Below are 19,548 nucleotides of genomic sequence, written 5' to 3'. Positions count from 1 at the left end.
GCATTTTAGAGTTTCAGTAAATTAGCGATAAGGAGAACTGACAATGGTCAGGCGCGGCAACAACCGTGACGGCTCTCAGCACGATGGCCGAGACAACAGCTACGGACGCGATTCCTCAAGCGCATACGGCGATGACTCCGCGACTCGCTACATTCCGCGGGACGAGGGATACCGCGGATACAACCCAGATGCCGACTTCGCGGGCGAGCAGCCGACCGAATACTTCGGTGGCGACTCCTCTGAGACACAATTCCTGCAGCGTGGCGATGAAACACGTTTTGAGAACTCGCGAGGTGCCGGAGCCGGTGCAGGTGCTGGTGCCGCCGGTGCACAAGGCAGTGGCGCACAGGGTAGCGGCCAGTACTGGGCCCCGCTTTCTGAAGAAGAACGCGGCTATGGTCAGGCGGGCCAGCAGGCAGGTGCAACCCAGCAGTACTCCGCAGGCGGCGCAGGCGGTTACGGCGACATGAATAACGGCAACAACCGCGGTAATAACCGTGGCAACAGTGGCAATGATGACTCTAAGAAGGGCTGGGGCAAGCCTGTCGCCATTGTGGCCATCGCCGCCATGGTGGCCGTAGTCGCGCTGGTAGCCCTGGTCTTGTCCTTTACTTCCGGAACCGAGGACAAAAACGACAATACTGCGGAGCCGACGCAGGAGACGTCGTCAAGCCCGACGCCGACGACAACCTCGCCGGAAGAAACCACGACAAGCCCAACCGATCGTTTGGACCCGTCGGGCACGATTAACGACACCCGTGAGCGCCTTGAGCAGGAGCTCGACCAACTTCGCGAGTCGCCGCCAGCTATCCCTGGCCCCGGTGAGCGCAGCAGCGGTTGGGGCACCATCCCGCAGGGCGTGGTGGGCAAGAGCCCGGCATCGGTTGAGGTGGAATTGCGTACCAACGGCTACCAGAATGTGACTGTCGTCGACGCCGAGGGCAATCCGACCAACTCTGTGGCCGCGATTATGGGTAAGGTTGCCTCGATTGATCCGCCGGAGGGACAGATGGCGGAGACATCCACGCCTGTGACCATCTACCTGCAGTAATGCGGTAGGCAGGGCAGGGGTCTGGGGCGATTTTCGCCTTCAAACTCCAATGATGTAACCTATAGCTCGTTGCACTTTCGTGCACGCGGGCTGTAGCGCAGTTTGGTAGCGCACCTCACTGGGGGTGAGGGGGTCGTCGGTTCAAATCCGGTCAGCCCGACAAAAATAGCCGCCGTCTTCTGGAAGATTCCGGGAGGCGGCGGCTTTTGTTTACGGCTATTGCTTGCGGTTTTGTCTGCCGTCTAGCGCACAAGCGCACTAGCGCACGACAATACCGTCGGAGTCAGCGTAGAGCGTCTCGCCCGGAACGAAGTCAATGCCGCCGAAGGAGACAACGACGTCGCGCTCGCCCTCGCCGGTCTTGGTGGACTTGCGCGGGTTGGTGCCAAGCGCCTTGCAGCCGAAGTCCATCTCGCCAATCAGCTTGGAGTCGCGAATCGCGCCGTTGACGACCACGCCAGCCCAGCCATTGTCCTTGCCGAGCCCCGCAATAACGTCACCGACCAGAGCCGTGTGCACAGAAGCGTCACCGTCGATGACGAGGACACCGCCTTCAGACGGCTCGGAGAGAACCTTCTTCAGCAGCGCGTTGTCCTGGAAGCACTTGACCGTGGAGATCTTGCCGCAGAACTCCAGGCGACCGCCGAGGTTACGCATCTGGGTATCGCAGGAACGCACGTCCGGGCCGATCTCGTCAACCAGGTCAGCGGTGGGGATGAATTCGATTGCCATAGGGGATTCAAGTCCTTCCGAAAATTGCTCGCATCAAGTGTTAAACCCATTGTTTCAAACTCAAGATGTGACTAAAGACATATGGTGCAAATTCGCTGGCAGCGATTGGTGCTCCGAAGGGCGGTCCAGATTGATTACTCTGGTGAGTCAGAACGCGCCGACAACCACACGTGCGCAGGAAGGGTAGAAGATGGCTGGGTTTAATTGGTTTTGGAAGGCTCTTAGCGGCAAGCAAGGGCGCAACCAAAAACGCAGCGTAGGGCTGGTGGCGCGTGCCGCTGAGCTCGAGCCACAGGTACAGGCGCTTTCCGACGCTGACCTCGCCGACTTCCCCCGCCAACACGCCACCGACGCACCGGAGCTTTTAGCCGCGCTCCGCGAAGTTTCCCAGCGCACCCTGTCCATGCGCCCCTTTGATGTGCAGCTGCAGGGCGCACTGGCGCTCATGGAGGGAGACGTTGTCCAGATGGCCACCGGTGAGGGCAAGACTCTCTCCGGCGCCCTGGCTGCAGCCGGTTTCGCGCTGCGCGGCCACCGCGTGCATTCGGTGACCGTCAACGACTACCTCGCAGGCCGCGACGCGCAGTGGATGCAACCGCTGTTCGGGTTCCTAGGGCTCTCGGTGTCGGCTATTTCGCCGCAGGAGGGACCGGGGGAGCGTCGTAAAGCATATGCGGCAGACATCGTCTACGCCGCCGTCAACGAACTCGGCTTCGACGTTCTGCGCGACCGCTGCGCGCCGACCATCGAAGACCGCGTGCAGTCGCCCGCTGATGTCGCGATCATCGACGAGGCCGACTCCGTGTTGGTGGATGAAGCGCTGGTCCCGCTTGTGCTTGCCGGCAATGAGCCGGGCACCGCACCGACCGGACAGATTACCGACGTGGTGCGCCGCCTGCAGCTCGGCGACGACTACACCGTCGACGAAGGTCGTCGCAACGTCTTCCTCACCGATACCGGCGCCGCACGCGTCGAACGGCTGCTTGGCATCGGCTCACTGTACGACGCCGAGCACGTCGGCACCACTCTGGTTCAGGTCAACGTTGCACTGCACGCCCACGAGCTGCTGCAGCGCGATGTCGACTACATCGTGCGCGACGGCAAGGTCCAGCTCATCGACGCTTCGAAGGGACGCGTGGCGGAACTGCAGCGCTGGCCGGACGGTCTACAGGCGGCGGTAGAAGCCAAGGAGGGCCTGCAGGTCTCTGAGGGCGGTCGCATCCTCGACTCCATGACCATCCAGCAACTCGTCGGCCGCTATGACATCACCTGCGGCATGACCGGCACCGCCACCTCCGCGGGCGACCAGTTCCGCGAGTTCTACGGACTTCACGTCTCCGTCATCGAACCCAACGTCCCATGCATTCGTGACGACGAGCCCGACCGCATCTACGCCACCACCGACGACGCGTTCGCCGCGCTTGTCGACGAGGTCGTGGAACTCAACGGCACTGGTCGACCAATACTCGTAGGCACCCGTGACGTGGCCGAATCGGAACGACTGGCCGATGCGCTAGTCCTGCGCGGCATCGAATCCTCGGTACTGAACGCGAAAAATGACGAGCTGGAGGCCCAAGTCATCGCGGGTGCTGGCGATATTGGCCGCGTCACGGTGTCCACCCAGATGGCCGGCCGCGGTACCGACATCCGCCTCGGAGGGGCAGACGAATCCAACCGCGATGCGGTGGTCGAGCGCGGTGGCCTATGCGTCATTGGTCTGGGCAAGCACCGCACTGACCGACTGGACAACCAGTTGCGTGGCCGTGCCGGGCGCCAGGGCGATCCAGGCTCGTCGGTGTTCTTTGTCTCCCTGGATGACCCGGTGATTTCCGAAGGTGCTGCCGGCGAAACACTGAGCGTGCTGCCTGAGGACGATGGACGCGTTCGCGATAAGAGGGCCTACCAGTTCATCGACCGCGCGCAGCGGGTGACAGAGGCGACCATGCTGTCGATTCATGCGACGACATGGAAGTACAACAAGCTCATCGGCGACCAGCGCGAGATTCTGGATGAGCGCCGGGAGAAACTGCTGACTACGAATGCTGCCTGGGAAGAACTGTCCAAGCTGGCATCGGCGCGAGCGAAGGAAGTGGAAGCCGCAGTTGGGCGCGACGTCGCCGAGGACGCTGCCCGGGAAATTATGCTGAGCCACCTGGATCGCGGGTGGTCGGACCACCTGGCGGATCTGGACGACCTGCGGGAGTCGATTCACCTGCGCGCGCTGGCTAAGGAAAGCCCCATTGATGAGTTCCACCGCGCCGCCATCGGAGCCTTTAAAAACCTGGTCAACAATGCTGTGACCGACTCAGTGCAGACCTTCCAGGAGGTCGAAATCGATAGCGATGGCGCGCATCTGGAGGACACGGGACTTGCCCGCCCGAGCTCGACGTGGACGTACATGGTCAACGACAACCCATTGAGCAATGGTGGTGGCTCGGTCGTCGGTTCAATTGCAGCGATGTTTAGGTAAGTCGTAACCACAGGTTTGGTAACAATTTGAAAATATTTCTCAGGTGACCGGCCTAGGTACACCCACGGAGAAAGCTCTCCGATGTCGGTATTTACGCATATCAATCATGTTGTACATACCCTGTCGGTGAGCTGCGTCACAACATGGTTGGGATTAGATAACAACATGAAATCGGTTGGGGCGCTATTATCTAAAAAGTAACGAGTAAATCGCCCAAGGTTATCCCGGAGGGAAAGATATGACTAGCAATAGCGGCCAGCCAGAGGCATCGGTCGAGACCACCTCGGTCTTCCGTGCAGATTTGCTGAAGGAGATGGAGTCCAGCTCTAACACGGACTCCACGGTCTCCGGTGTTGAAGGACTTCCGGCAGGCTCGGCACTCTTGGTCGTCAAGCGGGGGCCAAACGCGGGTTCGCGTTTCCTGCTCGATCAGGCAGTCACCACCGCTGGTCGTCACCCGGAAAGCGACATTTTCCTCGATGACGTGACTGTTTCCCGTCGCCACGCAGAGTTCCGCAAGAACGGTGACTCTTACGAGGTTGTCGACGTGGGATCGCTGAACGGCACCTACGTTAACCGCGAGCCGAAGAACTCCGCGGTTCTGGCTAATGGTGACGAGGTCCAGGTCGGTAAGTTCCGCCTCGTATTCCTTATCGGTAACTAATTCGACATCGGTTAGTGTCGACGTCTGTCGGCATTAACCCTCCCTTATTTTTGTAAAGGCTCGGAAAAGACCAGTGGCAGCAGTACACAAATCAGCGGTTTCGCAGCCGGCTTCGTCAGAAAGCACTGCGAAGCAAGCACGCTCGGTGGGCAAGAAGAAGACCATCGGTGCTGTGCTGAAGGAAGTCAAGGTTGAGTTCCCTGATGTAACGCTGTCCAAAATTCGTTTTCTCGAGTCGGAAGGGCTGCTGTGCCCGTCGCGTAGTTCCTCGGGCTATCGTCGCTACAGCCAAGCGGACATTGACCGTCTGCGCTACATTCTGACCGTTCAGCGCGATAACTACTTGCCGCTGAAGGTTATTAAAGAGCAGCTCGACGAAATTGATGCGGGCAACGCTGGCGGCGACGGTCTGGCTTCGGTTACTCCACTGGTGACGGCGGATCAGTTCCGCGAAGCTGCAGTGGTCTCGCTGACGCAGGCGGAGCTGGCAGAGCGCACCGGCGCTAGCGAGAAGTTCATCACTGAGCTGGTCCGCGTCGGCCTGATTACTCCGGATACGCTGAACATGTTCGACGGCGATGACCTGCTCATCACTGAGACGGCAGTCAAGCTGGCTGAGTTCGGCCTGGATGCCCGCCACCTCAAAACTGTGCGTACCGCTGCGACCCGTGAGGCTGATTTGGTGTCGCTGGCAGCTAGTCCGCTGAGTAAGTCGCGTGCGGCTAGTGGCAAGCAGAAGGCTGTGGAGATGGGCCGTGAGATGACCGCGCTGATGGTCACGCTGCACGGCACGTTGGTCAAGCGCCAGGTCAACAAAGATCTGGGGAAGTAGTCAGTAGTCGCGCGTGAATAGCGGCTCGCTACAATTATCGCTGTTATGGACGAAAAACTCGTAGAAGTCAAGTTTCTAGACTGGATGGCGCATCCTCCTGAGGACGATCCAGTGCTGCTCCTGCATGCCGAAGAGACCAATCGGATTATCCCGATTTGGATTGATTTGGCGACGGCGACGAAGTACTCCGCCCGTGAGACCGGCGCTACGCAGCGTCGCCCGGGCATGCATGAGGTCTTCGTCGATACGCTGGACATGGTGGGGCAGAGCGCCCTGCGCGGCCAGATTACGGGCGTGCATGAGGGCGTTTTCATCGCCAGCCTGGTGCTCGAAGGTGGTGCAGAGATTGATATGCGGCCCTCCGACCTCATCCTTATCGCTAGCGAGCTTGAGGTTCCGCTGTATGTCGCGCGTGATGTGCTCGACGCCACGTCGGTAGCGGCGCGTCTCGTCGCAACCAATGGCGGTTCGCTTGCCGACGAGTCGGAGACCGACTCCGTCGAGGCATCGGTGTCGGAGTTTGCGGAATTCCTCGACAGTATTGATGCTGACTACTTCGCCGAGCCGCATGGTGATGCGGAGGACAAGAAGTCTGATGGTGAAGCCGACGGTGGCGCCGATTCAGCTTCCGATGGCGACCGTTAAACGTGTGACTGGAGTGAATAACTGGCTACTTTTGAGGTAGTTGTGACGCTTATTTCCTCCGGCGTGTCGCTGAATGACCCCATAAAAGGGGTAACTTTTCGTAAGTTATAGTTTCATTCCGTCCTGCGGTTTTGCTCCCGGGTTGTGCTTGAGCTGGGGAAACTGTGGCTCCAAACTCTAAACCTTAACTTTAGGTTTAGAGATTCGGCGTGTCGTCCTGTGATGTATTGACAGCCGATTAACCTTGGCGAAAGATAAATAACGGCAGTGAAACTACCTCGGGAGAATTTATATGGTCGACGACAACAGCGGTTCGCTCTTTGGCGACAATGAGCTCCGTGCGTCGGACTCGCAAGAGCCACGCGCGGTTCAGGAATCCCTGTTCGACATGGGGCCGGACGAGCAGGTTGGCTACCGCGTTCCTATCGCATGTCAGGTAGCGGGCATTTCTTACCGCCAGCTGGACTACTGGGCACGCACCAAGCTGGTGGAGCCTTCTATTCGTACCGCCAAGGGCTCAGGTACCCAGCGTCTGTACTCCTTCCGTGACATCCTCGTTTTGAAGATTGTCCGCGGACTGCTGGACACCGGTATTTCCCTGCAGAACATCCGTCTGGCTGTCGACCGCCTGCGCGACCTCGGCGTCGATGACCTGGCTACCATCACTCTGGTTTCCGACGGTCGCACCGTCTACCAGTGTCGCTCCAATGAAGAGGTCATCGACCTGCTCAACGGTGGCCAGGGAGTGTTCGGCATTGCTGTCCCGGGCATTATGAAGGAACTGACTGGCACCATCGCCTCCTTCCCGTCCGAGCGTATCGACGGTACTCAGGAGAACCCAGGCACTGGCATCGACGAGCTGGCTGAGCGTCGTCGCCGTCGCATCTCCTAACAGCCAACAGATACGGTAACCGCCAACGATACGGCTGAATAGCGGCGTCGCTGCTACGGCCGCCGCTCAAATAGCCGAAACAAACTAAACGAAAACCGCCTTCCACAACTGGTTCCGTCTTACCTCTCCCGAGGTTGGACCAGATGGAGGCGGTTTTTTCTACTTACTCCGTACCGATAGCCGCAGCCAACTGAGAGGCCAGGCCATCGCCGTAGTCAGCCGCAATGCGCAGAGAGCCAGTGGTCATATTTGCCACTTCCTGCAGCTCGGGGCTGGAGCTGTCCCCGTCGGGAAGCACGATGACCTCAATCGTTACCGGGCGGTCCGGGCTAATGAGTTCCTTGATCCTCTCGACAGACTCGGCGGCATCGGCGCCCGAGGCATCGCGACCCGAGGTGAGCACGACGAGACGGTTCGGCTTGTCAGGGGAGTAGGTGTCGCGGGCGGCCTGGTAGGCATCGATAAGTGCTGGCCAGAACTGCGCCTCACCACCGGCCGGAAGTTCGGCCAGCGAACCCTTTACGGCGTCTGCACCATTGTTGGCCTCGTCATCGGGGGCGGGAAGTTCCGCGAGACGGTTCACCTCGGGGGCGAATGTCCACAGGCCGTAACGGCCGCCAGGTGCCGCATCGATAGCGCCGGTCAGTGCCGCAGACAGCGCCCCGACATCGACGCCTTCGGAGGTGTCAGCAAGCAGGAGTGCCGAACCCACCGCAGTTGCGGGCTGTTGCGCGTCCGGCTGCTCCAGTGCTGGCGGCAGCGCAAAGGAATCCGTCTGAATCTGCGAGAGCACCCCAAAGTTCTCCGCTACTTCAGGGCCGAAAGTGCTCTCAGCAGCTTCGCCGTCGGCGCCGTGATCTGCGGCGAAGTTCCGTAAGTCCTCGGCCGCGCGAGCCGTGTTCTCGTCAATCTTGCCGCCGGAGCCAAAGGTGACAACTGGCGCGTGCAACTGGGGTGCATCCGCAGGGGAGACCAGCTTCAGCCCCTCGCCGGCCATCTGCAGCATGGGCTGGGTCGCGGCCACGCCGTCGAAATCAGCGACGTTCTGGCTGAGCATGGTCAGCAGAGTATTGGAGGTGTAGACCTCACCCAAGCCCGCGCGTTCGCGAGCGACATCCGGGCCACCGCCAAGTCGAGCACTGATCACCGCAGACAGTGCCGCATCGGAGCCACCGGGGGCGGCCACGCGCAATCCCGCAAGCTCTTCCCAAGTGGCGTTGTTCAGCTGGTCAGCACGATTGGTTGTGAAGGCCACGCCGCTGGCAATCGGCGGCAACCACGTCTTGGGGTTGTTGACCTTGACCTTGTCCGAGTTCTTCGCCTGGTCCACGAAAGAGATATCGGCGGGAATCCAGACGCCCGGAGTCATAATTCCGGTACCAGCTTCATCCGCAGCGGGGTCCTCCGGAGCTCCCTCACCAGCTTCAGCACCGCCAGCCTCAGTCAGGGCGTTCACAACCTCCTGCGAGCCCGCCACCGTAATCTGTGGCCGCACACAGAAGTCCCTCACCACGGGATTCGACTCGCCATAGTCCTGCACAAGCTTCTGTGCCGAGCCCACCGCAGCAGGATCAGCGGTCACCACCAGCGTCAGGTCACCCTTCGTACACCGTGCACGGTCAGCATCAATCGACGAATCGTTGCTCTTGCGCAGATTAACCCAGGCAAAAACCGCAGCCACCAGAACAATTACCACCAAGACGGCAATAAAAGGCCCCTTAGCCACTCGATAGTTGTTCTCTCCCGAGGCGTGTCGTCCCATGTCGTTCTAGCCCTTTCTATGCTGAGTGTGCTCGGCACTGTCGACTCGCAGCAGACCTCGTCGTAAAGCACAAACGCGCACGTAACTCCTGCCAACTTTACTGCGTGGACAAGGCGACATCTACCACTTCGAGAAGACGGCCGCGCAGAACATCGGCACGCGCGCTGAGCTCACGCTGGCGGCGGACGTACTCGGCCTTGCCTTCGGGCGTTTCGATGCGAATGGGCGCAAAACCCCAATCCCGCAGATCGTAGGGAGCGGCGCGCATATCCAACTCACGGGCACTGCACGCGAGCTCGAAAGTATCCAGCCACAGGTCGCCGGGGACCGCCTCGCCGAGCTTGGTCGCCCATTTATACAAGTCCATGTTGGCGTGCAGACACCCCATCTGCTCACAGTGCGGCTGTGTCTCGCGCGTCGGGGCAAACTCGTTGAGCGGCACGGCGTCGGGCGTGAAGAAACGGAAGGCGTCGAAGTGCGTACATCGAACCGTGTGGGCCTCGACGACCTCGTCCGTGCCTGCCTGACCCAGCCGCAGGGGCTCCGGGTGACGATGCTCGGGCTGGCGATACACCATCGCCCATTCATGCAGGCCAAAGCAGTCAAAGTGCGCCGGATTCGCGCGCGTCGAACGCAACAGATTGCCGATGTACGCCACCGTCGTACCTCGCTTATCGACGTACGCCGAAACATCCATGCGCGCCGTCCCAGAGGCGGTATCGGTGGGCTCCTTGCGGGCAGGGCTATCGGTAGTGTCGTCCGTGTCGAGGGTAAAGAACTTCAGGTGACTGATGTCTTTGGCCGTCGCACCGGGAAGATCTACGCCGATGCCCGGTGACCAGCGGCGGAGTTGGCCGGGTTTAACGGGGTAGTACTCGAAGATGAAGTCCCAGACCGGGTGGCGCTGGCCGCGACTGCGACGGGACAGGCGGTCGCGGGTCAGGACATCGACGCGGGCGATATGCCTTGCTTTGGCTTCACGCCAATCGAAAGACGAATCGGGCGTAGGCGTCACGGCTGGCGCCGCTGCGTGCTGCCCGGTCGGGTCCGGGGCTGGTTCACGGTCGAGTGCTGCTTTGGCGCACCGCTGCGACGCGGGGAGACCTCGTGGGTCCAGTCGCGCACGACACCGACCTGCTCCTCGATGAGGTCCTCCAGAGCCACGATGCCGATCTGCTCCGCGCCGGAGAAAGCACCAGTCTTCGGAGCGATGCTTGCCGGGGCGTTTGCGCGCAGGTGCGGCTTTGGCATGCGAGCGCGTACAGCCACTGCCATGTGGGCGCTGTAGCGGCGCATGATGCGCAATCCCTCATCCAGCGTGGCATCGATCGGAATCTCAATCATCGGGCGAATCTCGTCATCGGGGATGGCTGTCTCTGGGCCGGAGGCAGGATCCATGACGCGGTCGAGGACATCTTTCACGTGAACATAGCCGCGGTACTCGTTGGGTTCATTGTTGGCTGCAGCGACGGGGAACCGGGAGAATCCAGTTTCGGTGACCGCCGTCTCTAGGTCGCCCACAGTCGGTGCGGTGGGGAGGCGCCGAATTTGCTCGTGCGGAATCAGTACCTCCTCAATGGTGCGCGTGGCCGAAGCCAGTGTGCGACGAAGGCGGACGTGCTCCTCGCTGTCAAGGAGCCCCTCTTGACGAGACTCCGCAATCATCGATGCCAACTCAGTGGAATCGACAGTGGTGTCGAGCTCATCGCGCTGCTCAATGCCGAACAGCTTAAGCGTATGGCGAGCCATCCAGTTAAACAGCAGCAACAGCGGCTTGGTCAAGCGGTAGAAGACCATGTGAACAGGAATAAGCAGCATGGCCATCGTTTCCGGTCCTGCCAGCGCGATATTCTTCGGCACCATCTCACCGAGCATGATGTGCAGCACTGACACCAGCATCAATGCGATGGCAAAGCTCAGCGGGTGCAGCAGCGACTCCGGAATACCCATGGCGTGGAAAGGAGCTTCCAGCAGATGTGCCAGCGCCGGTTCAGAGACCTTACCCAGCAGTAGCGAGGCAATGGTGATGCCCAGCTGTGCGGCGGCGAGCATCATCGACAGGTGCTCAGAAGCATTGATAACTGTGCGTGCGCGCTTCTTTCCCTGAGCCAGCAGCGCTTCCAAACGGTCACGGCGCGCAGCAATAAGTGAGAACTCCGCGCCCACGAAAAACGCGTTGACCAACAACAAGAAGAAAGTCAGGAGGATTCCAAACCAGTCACTCATAGGTTGAACATCTCCTTAGCGCGCTCGTTGGTCACAGGAATCAAAATGGCACGGTCCACGCGGCGGTCATCCATCGCCAGAATGCGGGCGTACCAGCGTCCGGCGATACCCGATTCGAACTCGTACATGAAGTCGCGTTCGGTCTCTGGCAGCAGGACGACGTCACCGACCTCCGGGATGCGACCGAGCGCAAACATAATCAAGCCACCGAGCGTTTCGAAGCTACCTTCTGGGGCGAAGTATCCGACCTTGGTCGGCAGCTCGTCGGTACGCACAAGGCCAGAGCAGTTCCAACCTTCGATCGCGCGTTTGACTTCCTGCTCGGACTCCTTGTCGTCGTACTCATCCCAGACCTCGCCAAGAATTTCCTCGACGACATCCTCGATGGTGACAATGCCGGCGATGCCGCCGTACTCATCGGCGACCAGCGCAATCTGCGAGCCGGCCGAACGCACGGCCTCCAGTACGGCATCGCCGTCCAGCGACTGCGGCAGCGTCGGCACAGGCCGTGCAATCTCCCGCATGGTGGTGGTTGAGCGCTTCGCCGCAGGCACCGCAAATGCGTCCTTGACGTGGACAACACCGACAGTGGCATCGAGGTCCCCGTCAGTAATGGGGAAGCGGGAATGCCCCGATTCGATAGCGACAGCCAGCAGATCCAGCGCCGTGTCATCGACATCGAGGGAGGTAATCGTCGACCGCGGCGTCATTAGGTCCTCCGCCGTCGTTTCGCCAAAGCGTAACGACGACTCGAGTACAGCGGCCTTCGACTCATCCAATGCACCCTGCTCCGCAGAATTACGTACCAGTGCTTCCAGCTCCTGAGGGGAACGCGCTGAAGCCAACTCATCCGCCGGTTCAATACCGAGCTTGCGCACCAGCCAGTTCGCCGTGGCATTCAGCGAATGGATGAAGTAGTGGAACACCCAGTTAAACGCCATCACCGGACGAGCCGTAACTCGCGCTACTGCCAGCGGCTCTGTAATCGCGACATTCTTTGGCACCAACTCGCCATAGACCATCGACAACATCGTGGCCACGATGAGGGCAAGAATCAGTGCGGTCGGTCCCGCTGCAGACTCGCTGAGCCCCATCCAATGCAACATCGGCGTGAAGTACTGTGCCAGCACCGGTTCCGCGAGGAAACCAGTTGCCAGCGTGGTCAACGTAATGCCCAGCTGTGCACCGGAAAGATGGAAGGACAGTCGATTATGCGCCTTGTGAACGGCCTCAGCAGGTGCATCCGCTGAACGGGCGCGGTCGGCGTCAATCGTAGATCGCTCCAGTCCCGTCAGCGCGAATTCAAACGCCACAAAGAGGCCGGTGCCAGCGGTTAGCGCGATAAAGCCGACAACCGCGACAATATTGAGAACAATATCCACTGATTATCTCTTCTTCTTTTTCCCTCGCTTGGGGCGGTGTACGCGACCGCCAGCACGATTCTTTCCGCTTGCCGACGGACCGCCGCGCCCGCGGTAACCGGCACCACCAGCACCGCCTGCCGATTGGCTCTGATCTTGACGAGCCCGGCGCGGACGCCGTGCGCCCAGTTCCTTGACAAATCGCGGCAGTCCCGGAGCGGCGCGCAGCTCTTCAGCTTCAACGCCGGCCCCTGCCAGCAGCTCGCGGGCCTGATCAACCTGGCGGTCACGCACAATCATCGCTACCGTGCCGGAAGCACCTGCACGAGCCGTCCGACCCGAGCGGTGAATATACGTCGCGGAATCCCTTGGCGGATCCGCGTGCACAACCAAGTCAAGAGCATCGATATCAATGCCACGAGCGGCCACATCCGTGGTGACGAGGACATTGATTTCACCCTCGGCAAAGGCCTTGAGGACCGCGCGACGAGTTGCCTGGCCACGATCGCCGTGGAGGAAACCTAACTTGATGTCGTAGAACTGTAGAAACTTAGCCAGCTGCACGACACGCGCCTTAGAGTTGGCGAAGATGACGCACTGATCCTTGCGGGAGGCAATCCAGGCGACCACTTCGTCGGCTTCGTTGTTGTCCTCCACCCGAAGTAACAGATGCCGCATATTGCGCATGGTCAACCGGGAGGCAGTGACCTTGTGCTTCGCAACTTCAGTGCTACTTGCGCGACGATCGCGAATAAGCCCCGCGGCGTCGTCGTTAATCGTGGCGGAAAAGACCATGCGCTGTGCCGACTTCGGGCACGCACGGACCAGGCCCAGAACATCGGGCAGAAAGCCCATGTCAGCGAGCATGTCCGCTTCGTCGACGACGACAGCGAGGACGTGCTCAAGGCTGAGTAGACCGCGGCGGCGCAAATCGTGTGCGCGACCCGGTGTGACCACAGCGATATCGACTGGTGCCGCGAGCAGAGTCTGCTGCTTGGCCACGGAATCACCGCCGACCAAGCTCAAGACACGCAGACCTGCAGCGGCACCGATGTCAGCCAGGACATCAGCAATCTGATCTGCGAGTTCGCGCGTTGGCGAAATAATTAGCGCGCGCGGGTAACCGGGAAGCGCTGGAGAGGCGTTATTGAGTAACGCGACCAGCGGAATGCCGAATGCGAGCGTTTTGCCCGAGCCTGTAGGGGCCTGCGCAAGAACGTCCTTGCCAGCGAAAGCATCTGGCAAAGTCGCCACCTGCACGGCAGTAGGCGAAGTTATGTGCTGGGCACGCAGAATACTCACAATCGCTTCCGGCGTGCCCAACTGTCTGAAATCACTGGACTCAGCAGGAGGGGGCATGCTTGTTAGAATACCGCTATCCCCGGACAGCCATGCAATAGGCACGTCCGGTGAACTGGAAAACTACCGTCCCATGACATTTACCAACCGCGACCCGGTTGCGCATAGGCCTCGCGCTCGAGAATGGCGGCTCGACGGAAGATGTTGCGGATAGATTTGAGCTCCGCATCGCTGGCCGTAGACATATTCTCTTCAAGGACCTCGAGAGCCTGCTGAACACTGTCAACATACTCGGGGTCGGAATACACCTCCACCCAGTTCGCGATCGCGGAATCCTCATCAACCAGCGATTTTCCTTGCAGAGTCAGCTCGGTTGCAATCCACATTTCGGCGACGATACTGGTTACGGCGACCCGATATGGGTTGAAAGCGCTACAGGAAGAATGCACGTCCAGCAAAAGCTGTGTGATGGTTGTCGGCTCGATGTCCTCGAGCGCCGAAGAAGTCTCTTCCAGCCCGTTATTGCTCAATTCCAACGCACGCACCAGGGCTTCCTGTGCGAGTGACGACCACAGAACCTGTTCCTTCGGGCAGGGTGCTTTGGTTGCCAGATGCGACAGGACTGGGAAAACTTGGTGCAAGTACCAGGCCTCTTGCGCTACGAAGAAGTTGGTTTCGTCCGAGGAAAGGTCGCCGCGGAGCATCGTGGGGACGCTGAACATTCCGCCAATCTCGGCAACGATGTCCTCGATGTCCCGCCACAGCTGGGAAGTAAAAGGACCAGCCGGAGCAATCTGGAGTGAGTGGCCGAAGAAAGATTCCAGCTCCTTCGGCGGCTGCTCAGTATCAGTGCCTTCGACGGCCTCCGGGTAAAAACTGGAGTTCAGATGCACTGGTTGCATTCGGCGAAGCGCGACCTTTTCCAGGCGACGAGCCCTGTGGCCGTGGTCAATGGGGCCGTGCCCCTGGCCGACGTTGAGGTTATCCGCGAAACGAATGGACTCGCTGAGCCAGCGCGTAGTCCAGCGCAGGGCGTCGTTGATCGCTGAGCCCCCACCAATCCGTGTGGCTAGAGCAGCGGACAGCGAACAACCCGTGCCATGGGTGTTCTCAGTGTGAATGCGGGGAGAAGAGCTGAAGAAAACCTGGCCATCGGGGAAGGCCACGGCATTGCCGGCTTCCTCATCACTTAAGTGACCAGTCTTTGCAATCACGATGACATCGTTTTTGCTCGCGAACTCCAGTGCCTGTTCAATCAGCTCAGTGAAGTCGCTGGCCTCCGGGGCGTCGGCAAGCAATGCCAGTTCGGGAACATTCGGCGTGATGACGGTGGCTTCCGCGACCAAGTCGCGCATTGCGTCCATGGCATCTTCGTCAAGCAGACGGTCGCCAGAGGTGGCGACCATAACCGGATCGAGAACAACCACGGCTGGCTTGGTCTCCCGAACCCAGTTGGTGACGGCCTGCGTGAGTTCGCGTGAACCCAACATGCCAATCTTCACCGCGTCGATGGTGACATCCTCAGTTACAGCAGCCAGCTGCTCGACGAGGAAGTCAACAGGTGGGGTGTGGACGGCACGAACGCCCACGGTGTTCTGAGATACCAAAGCGGTGACCACGCCCATGCCATAACCACCGGCGGCGGCGATTGATTTTAAATCGGCATGGAGCCCAGCGCCACCTGTTGGGTCTGTGCCGGCGATGGAAAGAACTCGTGGCACAAAATCAGGCTTTGCCTTCTTGGGAAATGGCATCTCAGACCCCTTTTAACTTCAAGAGCGTGAAGCGACAGACTTCAAGACTACGCTTCAACCTCGGAGCGGTCGCCAGACCAGAGGGTGTGGAAAGCACCCTCGCGGTCAACACGCTGGTAAGTGTGCGCACCGAAGTAGTCACGCTGCCCCTGAACCAGTGCTGCCGGCAGACGCTCCGCACGCAGGCCGTCGTAGTAAGCCAGCGAAGAGGAGAACACCGGAGCCGGGATACCCATCTGTGCTGCAGTGACGACAACGTCGCGCCACGCGTCGAGGCACTCGGTGACCTGGTCACGGAAGTACTCGTCGAGTACCAGCGCCGGCAGCTCCGGATTGCGGTCGTACGCTTCCTTGATGCGGTTCAGGAACTGTGCGCGGATGATGCAGCCACCACGCCAGATGGTCGCCAGCGCACCGCGGTCAATCTCCCAGCCGTACTCCTTGGCACCAGCGTTAATCTCATCGAAGCCCTGCGAGTAGGCAACGATCTTGGAAGCGTAGAGCGCCTTACGGACGCGCTCCACAAAAGCATCGCGATCTTCCGGTGCCTTAGCCAGGCTTCCCGACGGCAGGTTGCGGGCAGCCTCACGCTGAGCAAGGGAAGACGACAGGGCGCGAGCGAACACGGCCTCGCCAATACCAGTTACTGGAATGCCCAAGTCCAAAGCGGCCTTGACCGTCCAACGGCCGGTGCCCTTCTGGCCAGCAGCATCAACGATGACATCCACCAGCGGCTTGCCTGTCTTCTCATCGGCCTGAGAGAGAACCTCAGCGGTAATCTCGACCAGGTAGGAGTCCAGGTCGCCCTTATTCCACTCGCGGAAGATATCTGCAATCTCGGCAGGGGTGAGGCCAGCGGCCTCACGCAGCAGGTGGTAGGCCTCGCCAATGACCTGCATATCCGCATACTCGATGCCGTTGTGGACCATCTTTACAAAGTGGCCAGCGCCATCGGAAGAAATGTGAGTACAGCACGGAACGCCATCAACGTGAGCGGAGATGGACTCCAGCAGCGGGCCGAGGGACTCGTAGGACTCCTTCGTTCCACCCGGCATAATGGATGGGCCAGTCAGAGCACCTTCTTCACCACCGGAAATACCAGTGCCAACGTAGTGCAGGCCACGGGCGCGAATAGCCTTCTCGCGACGGATGGTGTCCGTGTAAAGAGAGTTACCGCCATCAATGATGATGTCGCCGGGCTCCATCACGTCGGCAAGCTGATCGATGACCGCATCAGTAGCGGCACCTGCCTGAACCATGATCAGAGCGCGACGCGGGCGCTCCAGCGAAGCGACGAACTCTTCAATGGTCTCGGACGGGATGAATGAGCCTTCATCACCGTGTTCAGCGATGAGGGTGCGAGTTTTCTCCGGACTGCGGTTGTACACGGCAACGGTGTGTCCCTTGTGGGCGAAGTTGCGTGCGATATTCGAGCCCATGACGGCGAGCCCGACGACACCAATTTGTGCGAGTTCATTGTTATCGGTCATGCCCACCATCTTAAAGCCTGGCCGGGGTTCGTTGTATCTGGGACTCAGAAATTGTTACTGCTTTTAACGTTGAAACTGCCACGAGTGATGGCGTGCGCTGGCACAATGTTTGGCATGACTGACGAGACTATTGCGAATAATGGCAGTTCACAGGACTCTAACTCTGCAGCTTCCGTCGCCGAGCAGGCGAAGAGGAAGGCGCTGCGCGATTATATGACACTGGCGACGAAGGCTAGCCAGGAAGCGCTGAGCGATGAGGAGCTGGCTGTTTTTAACAGCACCTTGGGCGATAACGGAATCGGCGGTCTAGATACCTTGCTGGGCACGAAGTTTGTCCATGTCGGGCCGGAGCGAATTCAGATGGAGCTCGAGGTCGGGCCCGACCACCTGCAACCGTGGGGCCTAGCCAATGGCGGTGTTTATTGCTCGCTAGGTGAGACTGCTGGCTCTATTGCTGGTTTCGTTGCCTGCGGTGCGAAGAAGCCGGTCGTCGGTGTGAACAATAACACCGATTTTTACCGCTCCGCCCGAGCTGGCGAGGTAATCGTTACCACGGCGGAGCCAGAGTACCTGGGGCGCACCATGCAACTGTGGCGTATTGAGCACACCCGCAAGGCAGATGAAAAACTGCTGGCCCGCACCAACCTACGAATTGCGGTACTCGACAAGCCGCTGTAGCAAATCGTTATAGGTGGTAACGGGCCTGGTAGGAAGCTCGCAGGTGGCTTGTCGTGATTAGCTGTTTTCTAATCTGGCCACCTGCAAGTTAACTACTTGTTCCTTTTTGCGCGGTGCTCGCGGCGAGTGTCGCGAACCTCCAGCGGCAGATCCTGCTCAGCCTTGTCCTTGTTGAACTCGGCCAGGCGGTCGATGGCGTTGCGTGCGTACATCTGCTGGCGGGTGGAAACCATCTGCCAACGGTTGCGGTCCAGGACGTTCAGGCCCCAGCTGACGCAGGAGACGAGGCGGTTGCGGAAGCCCACCAGGAACATCAGGTGGACGGCCAGCCACAGAATCCAGCCGATGAAGCCGGTGACCTCAACCTTGCCCATCTTCACCACTGCGGAGAAGCGGGAGACGGTTGCCATGGAGCCCTTATCGAAGTACTCGAACGGCTGACGCTCAGCGACGTCGCGGCCGTCGGCCTCAGCTGCAATGTTGGCGGCGACGTACTCGCCACCCTGAATAGCAACCTGAGCAACACCCGGCAGGTTCTCGCGGTTGGACATGTCGCCCACGACGTAGACGTTCTTGTAGTCACCAGCTGTCATGTCCTCGTTGACAACGACACGGCCAGCGCGGTCGGTCTCGGCGCCAGTCTGCTCGGCAATCATCTTGCCCAGCGGGGAAGCGGACACGCCGGCGGACCAAATCTTGCAGAACGACGGGATGAACTCCTCGGTTCCATCCTTCATGTTCTTGTAGGTGACTCCCTCTTCATTGACGTCAGTCACCATCGCGCCCAGCTTGACGATGACGCCCATCTTCTCCAGGGACTTCTGAGCCTTGCGGCCCAGACGCTTGCCAAACGGCGGCAGAACCTGCGGTGCGCCGTCGAGCAGGACGACGCGTGCAGCGTGCGGGTTGTAGCTGCGGTAGGACGATGCGAGGGTGCGGTTAGCCAGCTCGGCCAGCTGGCCAGCAAGCTCAACACCAGTCGGACCAGCGCCGACAACAACGAAGGTCAGCAGGCGCTCGCGCTCAGCCGGATCGTCGGTCAGCTCGGCGCGCTCAAACGCGCCGATGATGCGGGCACGGATTTCGAGTGCGTCGTCGATGTTCTTCATGCCCGGAGCAAACTCGGCAAAGTGATCATTGCCGAAGTAGGACTGGCCAGCGCCAGCGGCAACCAGGAGGTGGTCGTATTCCCACTTGGAAGTCTGGTGACCCAGTTCCGAAGTCACAACCTGCTTTTCGACGTCGATGTCGGTGACATCGCCCTTGACAACACGAACGTTCTGAACACCGTCGAAGATTGTACGAGTGGACGGAGCGATTTCGCCCGAGGACAGGATGCCCGTTGCTACCTGGTAGAGCAGTGGCTGGAACAGGTGGTGGTTAGTGCGGTCGATGAGAGTGACGTCGACCTCGGCGCCCTGCAACTTCTTCGCCGCGAACAAGCCACCGAAACCCGAACCGATGACGACCACGTGCGGGCGTCCGGAGTGCGGGCGGTACGGAGTCTCGGTCATGTATTTTCTCCTCACAGACTTGAAAGTTCTCGAAGTTTTAGATTCGGCTTTTAGCCGGCAAGCCACAATAGTAATCCTCTCGGTGCGCCACCGCCTATTCTGGGTCCCTGCGCGGTAGGCTGCGAGAGCAAACTCAGTTCGTTATTCGTACCTTTATGCGGCGCGATTGTTAGGAGGT

Annotated in this window: 16 protein-coding genes and 1 tRNA gene; 8 read left to right on the top strand and 9 right to left on the bottom strand. The window is 59.9% G+C overall.

The features are described 5' to 3' along the window. The first annotated feature begins 43 nt into the window (after positions 1-43). Entirely contained in the window at positions 44-1,051 is a 1,008-nt protein-coding gene (locus HMPREF2681_RS04230; RefSeq protein WP_070546174.1) for a PASTA domain-containing protein, read from the top strand. Positions 1,052-1,137: 86 nt separating this feature from the next. Further along, positions 1,138-1,211 (top strand) — tRNA-Pro (locus tag HMPREF2681_RS04225). Between the two features lie 98 nt (positions 1,212-1,309). On the opposite strand, the gene rraA is transcribed toward HMPREF2681_RS04225, so the two are convergent. Beyond that, positions 1,310-1,783 (bottom strand): ribonuclease E activity regulator RraA, encoded by a 474-nt coding sequence (gene rraA, locus HMPREF2681_RS04220; RefSeq protein WP_048758460.1) that lies wholly within the window; start codon positions 1,781-1,783, stop codon positions 1,310-1,312. Between the two features lie 190 nt (positions 1,784-1,973). Here rraA and secA2 point away from each other — a divergent pair, with 190 nt between their 5' ends. From secA2 to HMPREF2681_RS04195, 5 genes are all read left to right on the top strand, one after another. Continuing rightward, a complete protein-coding gene (secA2, locus tag HMPREF2681_RS04215; RefSeq protein ID WP_070546172.1) occupies positions 1,974-4,253 on the top strand; it encodes an accessory Sec system translocase SecA2 in 2,280 nt (759 codons plus the stop codon). Between the two features lie 238 nt (positions 4,254-4,491). Continuing rightward, positions 4,492-4,917, top strand: a complete 426-nt coding sequence (gene odhI, locus HMPREF2681_RS04210; protein ID WP_038625554.1) for an oxoglutarate dehydrogenase inhibitor Odhl — start codon at positions 4,492-4,494, stop codon at positions 4,915-4,917. A gap of 73 nt (positions 4,918-4,990) precedes the next feature. Further along, positions 4,991-5,749, top strand: coding sequence for a transcriptional regulator FtsR (locus HMPREF2681_RS04205; protein ID WP_038625552.1), 759 nt, complete (start codon positions 4,991-4,993; stop codon positions 5,747-5,749). Between the two features lie 45 nt (positions 5,750-5,794). After that, positions 5,795-6,394 carry a bifunctional nuclease family protein gene (locus tag HMPREF2681_RS04200; RefSeq protein WP_070546170.1) on the top strand — a complete coding sequence of 200 codons (600 nt, stop codon included), beginning with the start codon at positions 5,795-5,797 and terminating at the stop codon, positions 6,392-6,394. A 388-nt stretch (positions 6,395-6,782) separates the two neighbouring features. Beyond that, positions 6,783-7,286 (top strand): MerR family transcriptional regulator, encoded by a 504-nt coding sequence (locus tag HMPREF2681_RS04195; RefSeq protein WP_172620271.1) that lies wholly within the window; start codon positions 6,783-6,785, stop codon positions 7,284-7,286. A 163-nt stretch (positions 7,287-7,449) separates the two neighbouring features. Here the strand turns inward: HMPREF2681_RS04195 and HMPREF2681_RS04190 are convergent, their stop codons facing one another. The 7 genes from HMPREF2681_RS04190 to gndA all read right to left on the bottom strand — a co-directional run bounded on the left by HMPREF2681_RS04190 (position 7,450) and on the right by gndA (position 17,187). Beyond that, the gene (locus tag HMPREF2681_RS04190) at positions 7,450-9,048 is read right to left on the bottom strand and encodes a vWA domain-containing protein (protein ID WP_070546166.1); all 1,599 of its coding nucleotides are present in this window, start codon (positions 9,046-9,048) and stop codon (positions 7,450-7,452) included. A 97-nt stretch (positions 9,049-9,145) separates the two neighbouring features. Beyond that, complete coding sequence (locus HMPREF2681_RS04185; protein WP_069359512.1) at positions 9,146-10,063, bottom strand: 3-methyladenine DNA glycosylase; 918 nt, start codon at positions 10,061-10,063, stop codon at positions 9,146-9,148. Next, on the bottom strand, positions 10,060-11,274 hold the full coding sequence (locus HMPREF2681_RS04180) for a hemolysin family protein (RefSeq protein ID WP_070546164.1): 1,215 nt from the start codon (positions 11,272-11,274) through the stop codon (positions 10,060-10,062). The genes HMPREF2681_RS04185 and HMPREF2681_RS04180 overlap by 4 nt, the downstream gene beginning before the upstream one ends. After that, the gene (locus HMPREF2681_RS04175) at positions 11,271-12,656 is read right to left on the bottom strand and encodes a hemolysin family protein (protein WP_070546162.1); all 1,386 of its coding nucleotides are present in this window, start codon (positions 12,654-12,656) and stop codon (positions 11,271-11,273) included. The genes HMPREF2681_RS04180 and HMPREF2681_RS04175 overlap by 4 nt, the downstream gene beginning before the upstream one ends. Before the next feature lie 3 nt (positions 12,657-12,659). Beyond that, the gene (locus tag HMPREF2681_RS04170) at positions 12,660-13,994 is read right to left on the bottom strand and encodes a DEAD/DEAH box helicase (protein WP_222865657.1); all 1,335 of its coding nucleotides are present in this window, start codon (positions 13,992-13,994) and stop codon (positions 12,660-12,662) included. 80 nt (positions 13,995-14,074) lie between these two features. Then, the gene (locus HMPREF2681_RS04165; protein ID WP_070546160.1) at positions 14,075-15,688 is read right to left on the bottom strand and encodes a bifunctional hydroxymethylpyrimidine kinase/phosphomethylpyrimidine kinase; all 1,614 of its coding nucleotides are present in this window, start codon (positions 15,686-15,688) and stop codon (positions 14,075-14,077) included. 47 nt (positions 15,689-15,735) lie between these two features. Then, positions 15,736-17,187: an NADP-dependent phosphogluconate dehydrogenase gene (gene gndA, locus HMPREF2681_RS04160; protein ID WP_070429693.1), complete on the bottom strand. Its 1,452-nt coding sequence runs from the start codon at positions 17,185-17,187 to the stop codon at positions 15,736-15,738. Positions 17,188-17,292: 105 nt separating this feature from the next. Between gndA and HMPREF2681_RS04155 the strand changes: the two genes are divergently transcribed. After that, entirely contained in the window at positions 17,293-17,856 is a 564-nt protein-coding gene (locus HMPREF2681_RS04155) for a PaaI family thioesterase (RefSeq protein ID WP_224433479.1), read from the top strand. Between the two features lie 92 nt (positions 17,857-17,948). Here the strand turns inward: HMPREF2681_RS04155 and HMPREF2681_RS04150 are convergent, their stop codons facing one another. After that, on the bottom strand, positions 17,949-19,370 hold the full coding sequence (locus HMPREF2681_RS04150; RefSeq protein WP_048734034.1) for an NAD(P)/FAD-dependent oxidoreductase: 1,422 nt from the start codon (positions 19,368-19,370) through the stop codon (positions 17,949-17,951). Between the last annotated feature and the right edge of the window lie 178 nt (positions 19,371-19,548).

Source organism: Corynebacterium sp. HMSC064H12, assembly GCF_001809925.1.
Classification (GTDB): domain Bacteria; phylum Actinomycetota; class Actinomycetes; order Mycobacteriales; family Mycobacteriaceae; genus Corynebacterium; species Corynebacterium jeikeium_D.
The sequence above is the reverse complement of the archived record's forward strand: the minus strand, read 5'-3'. Positions and strand labels throughout refer to the sequence as shown.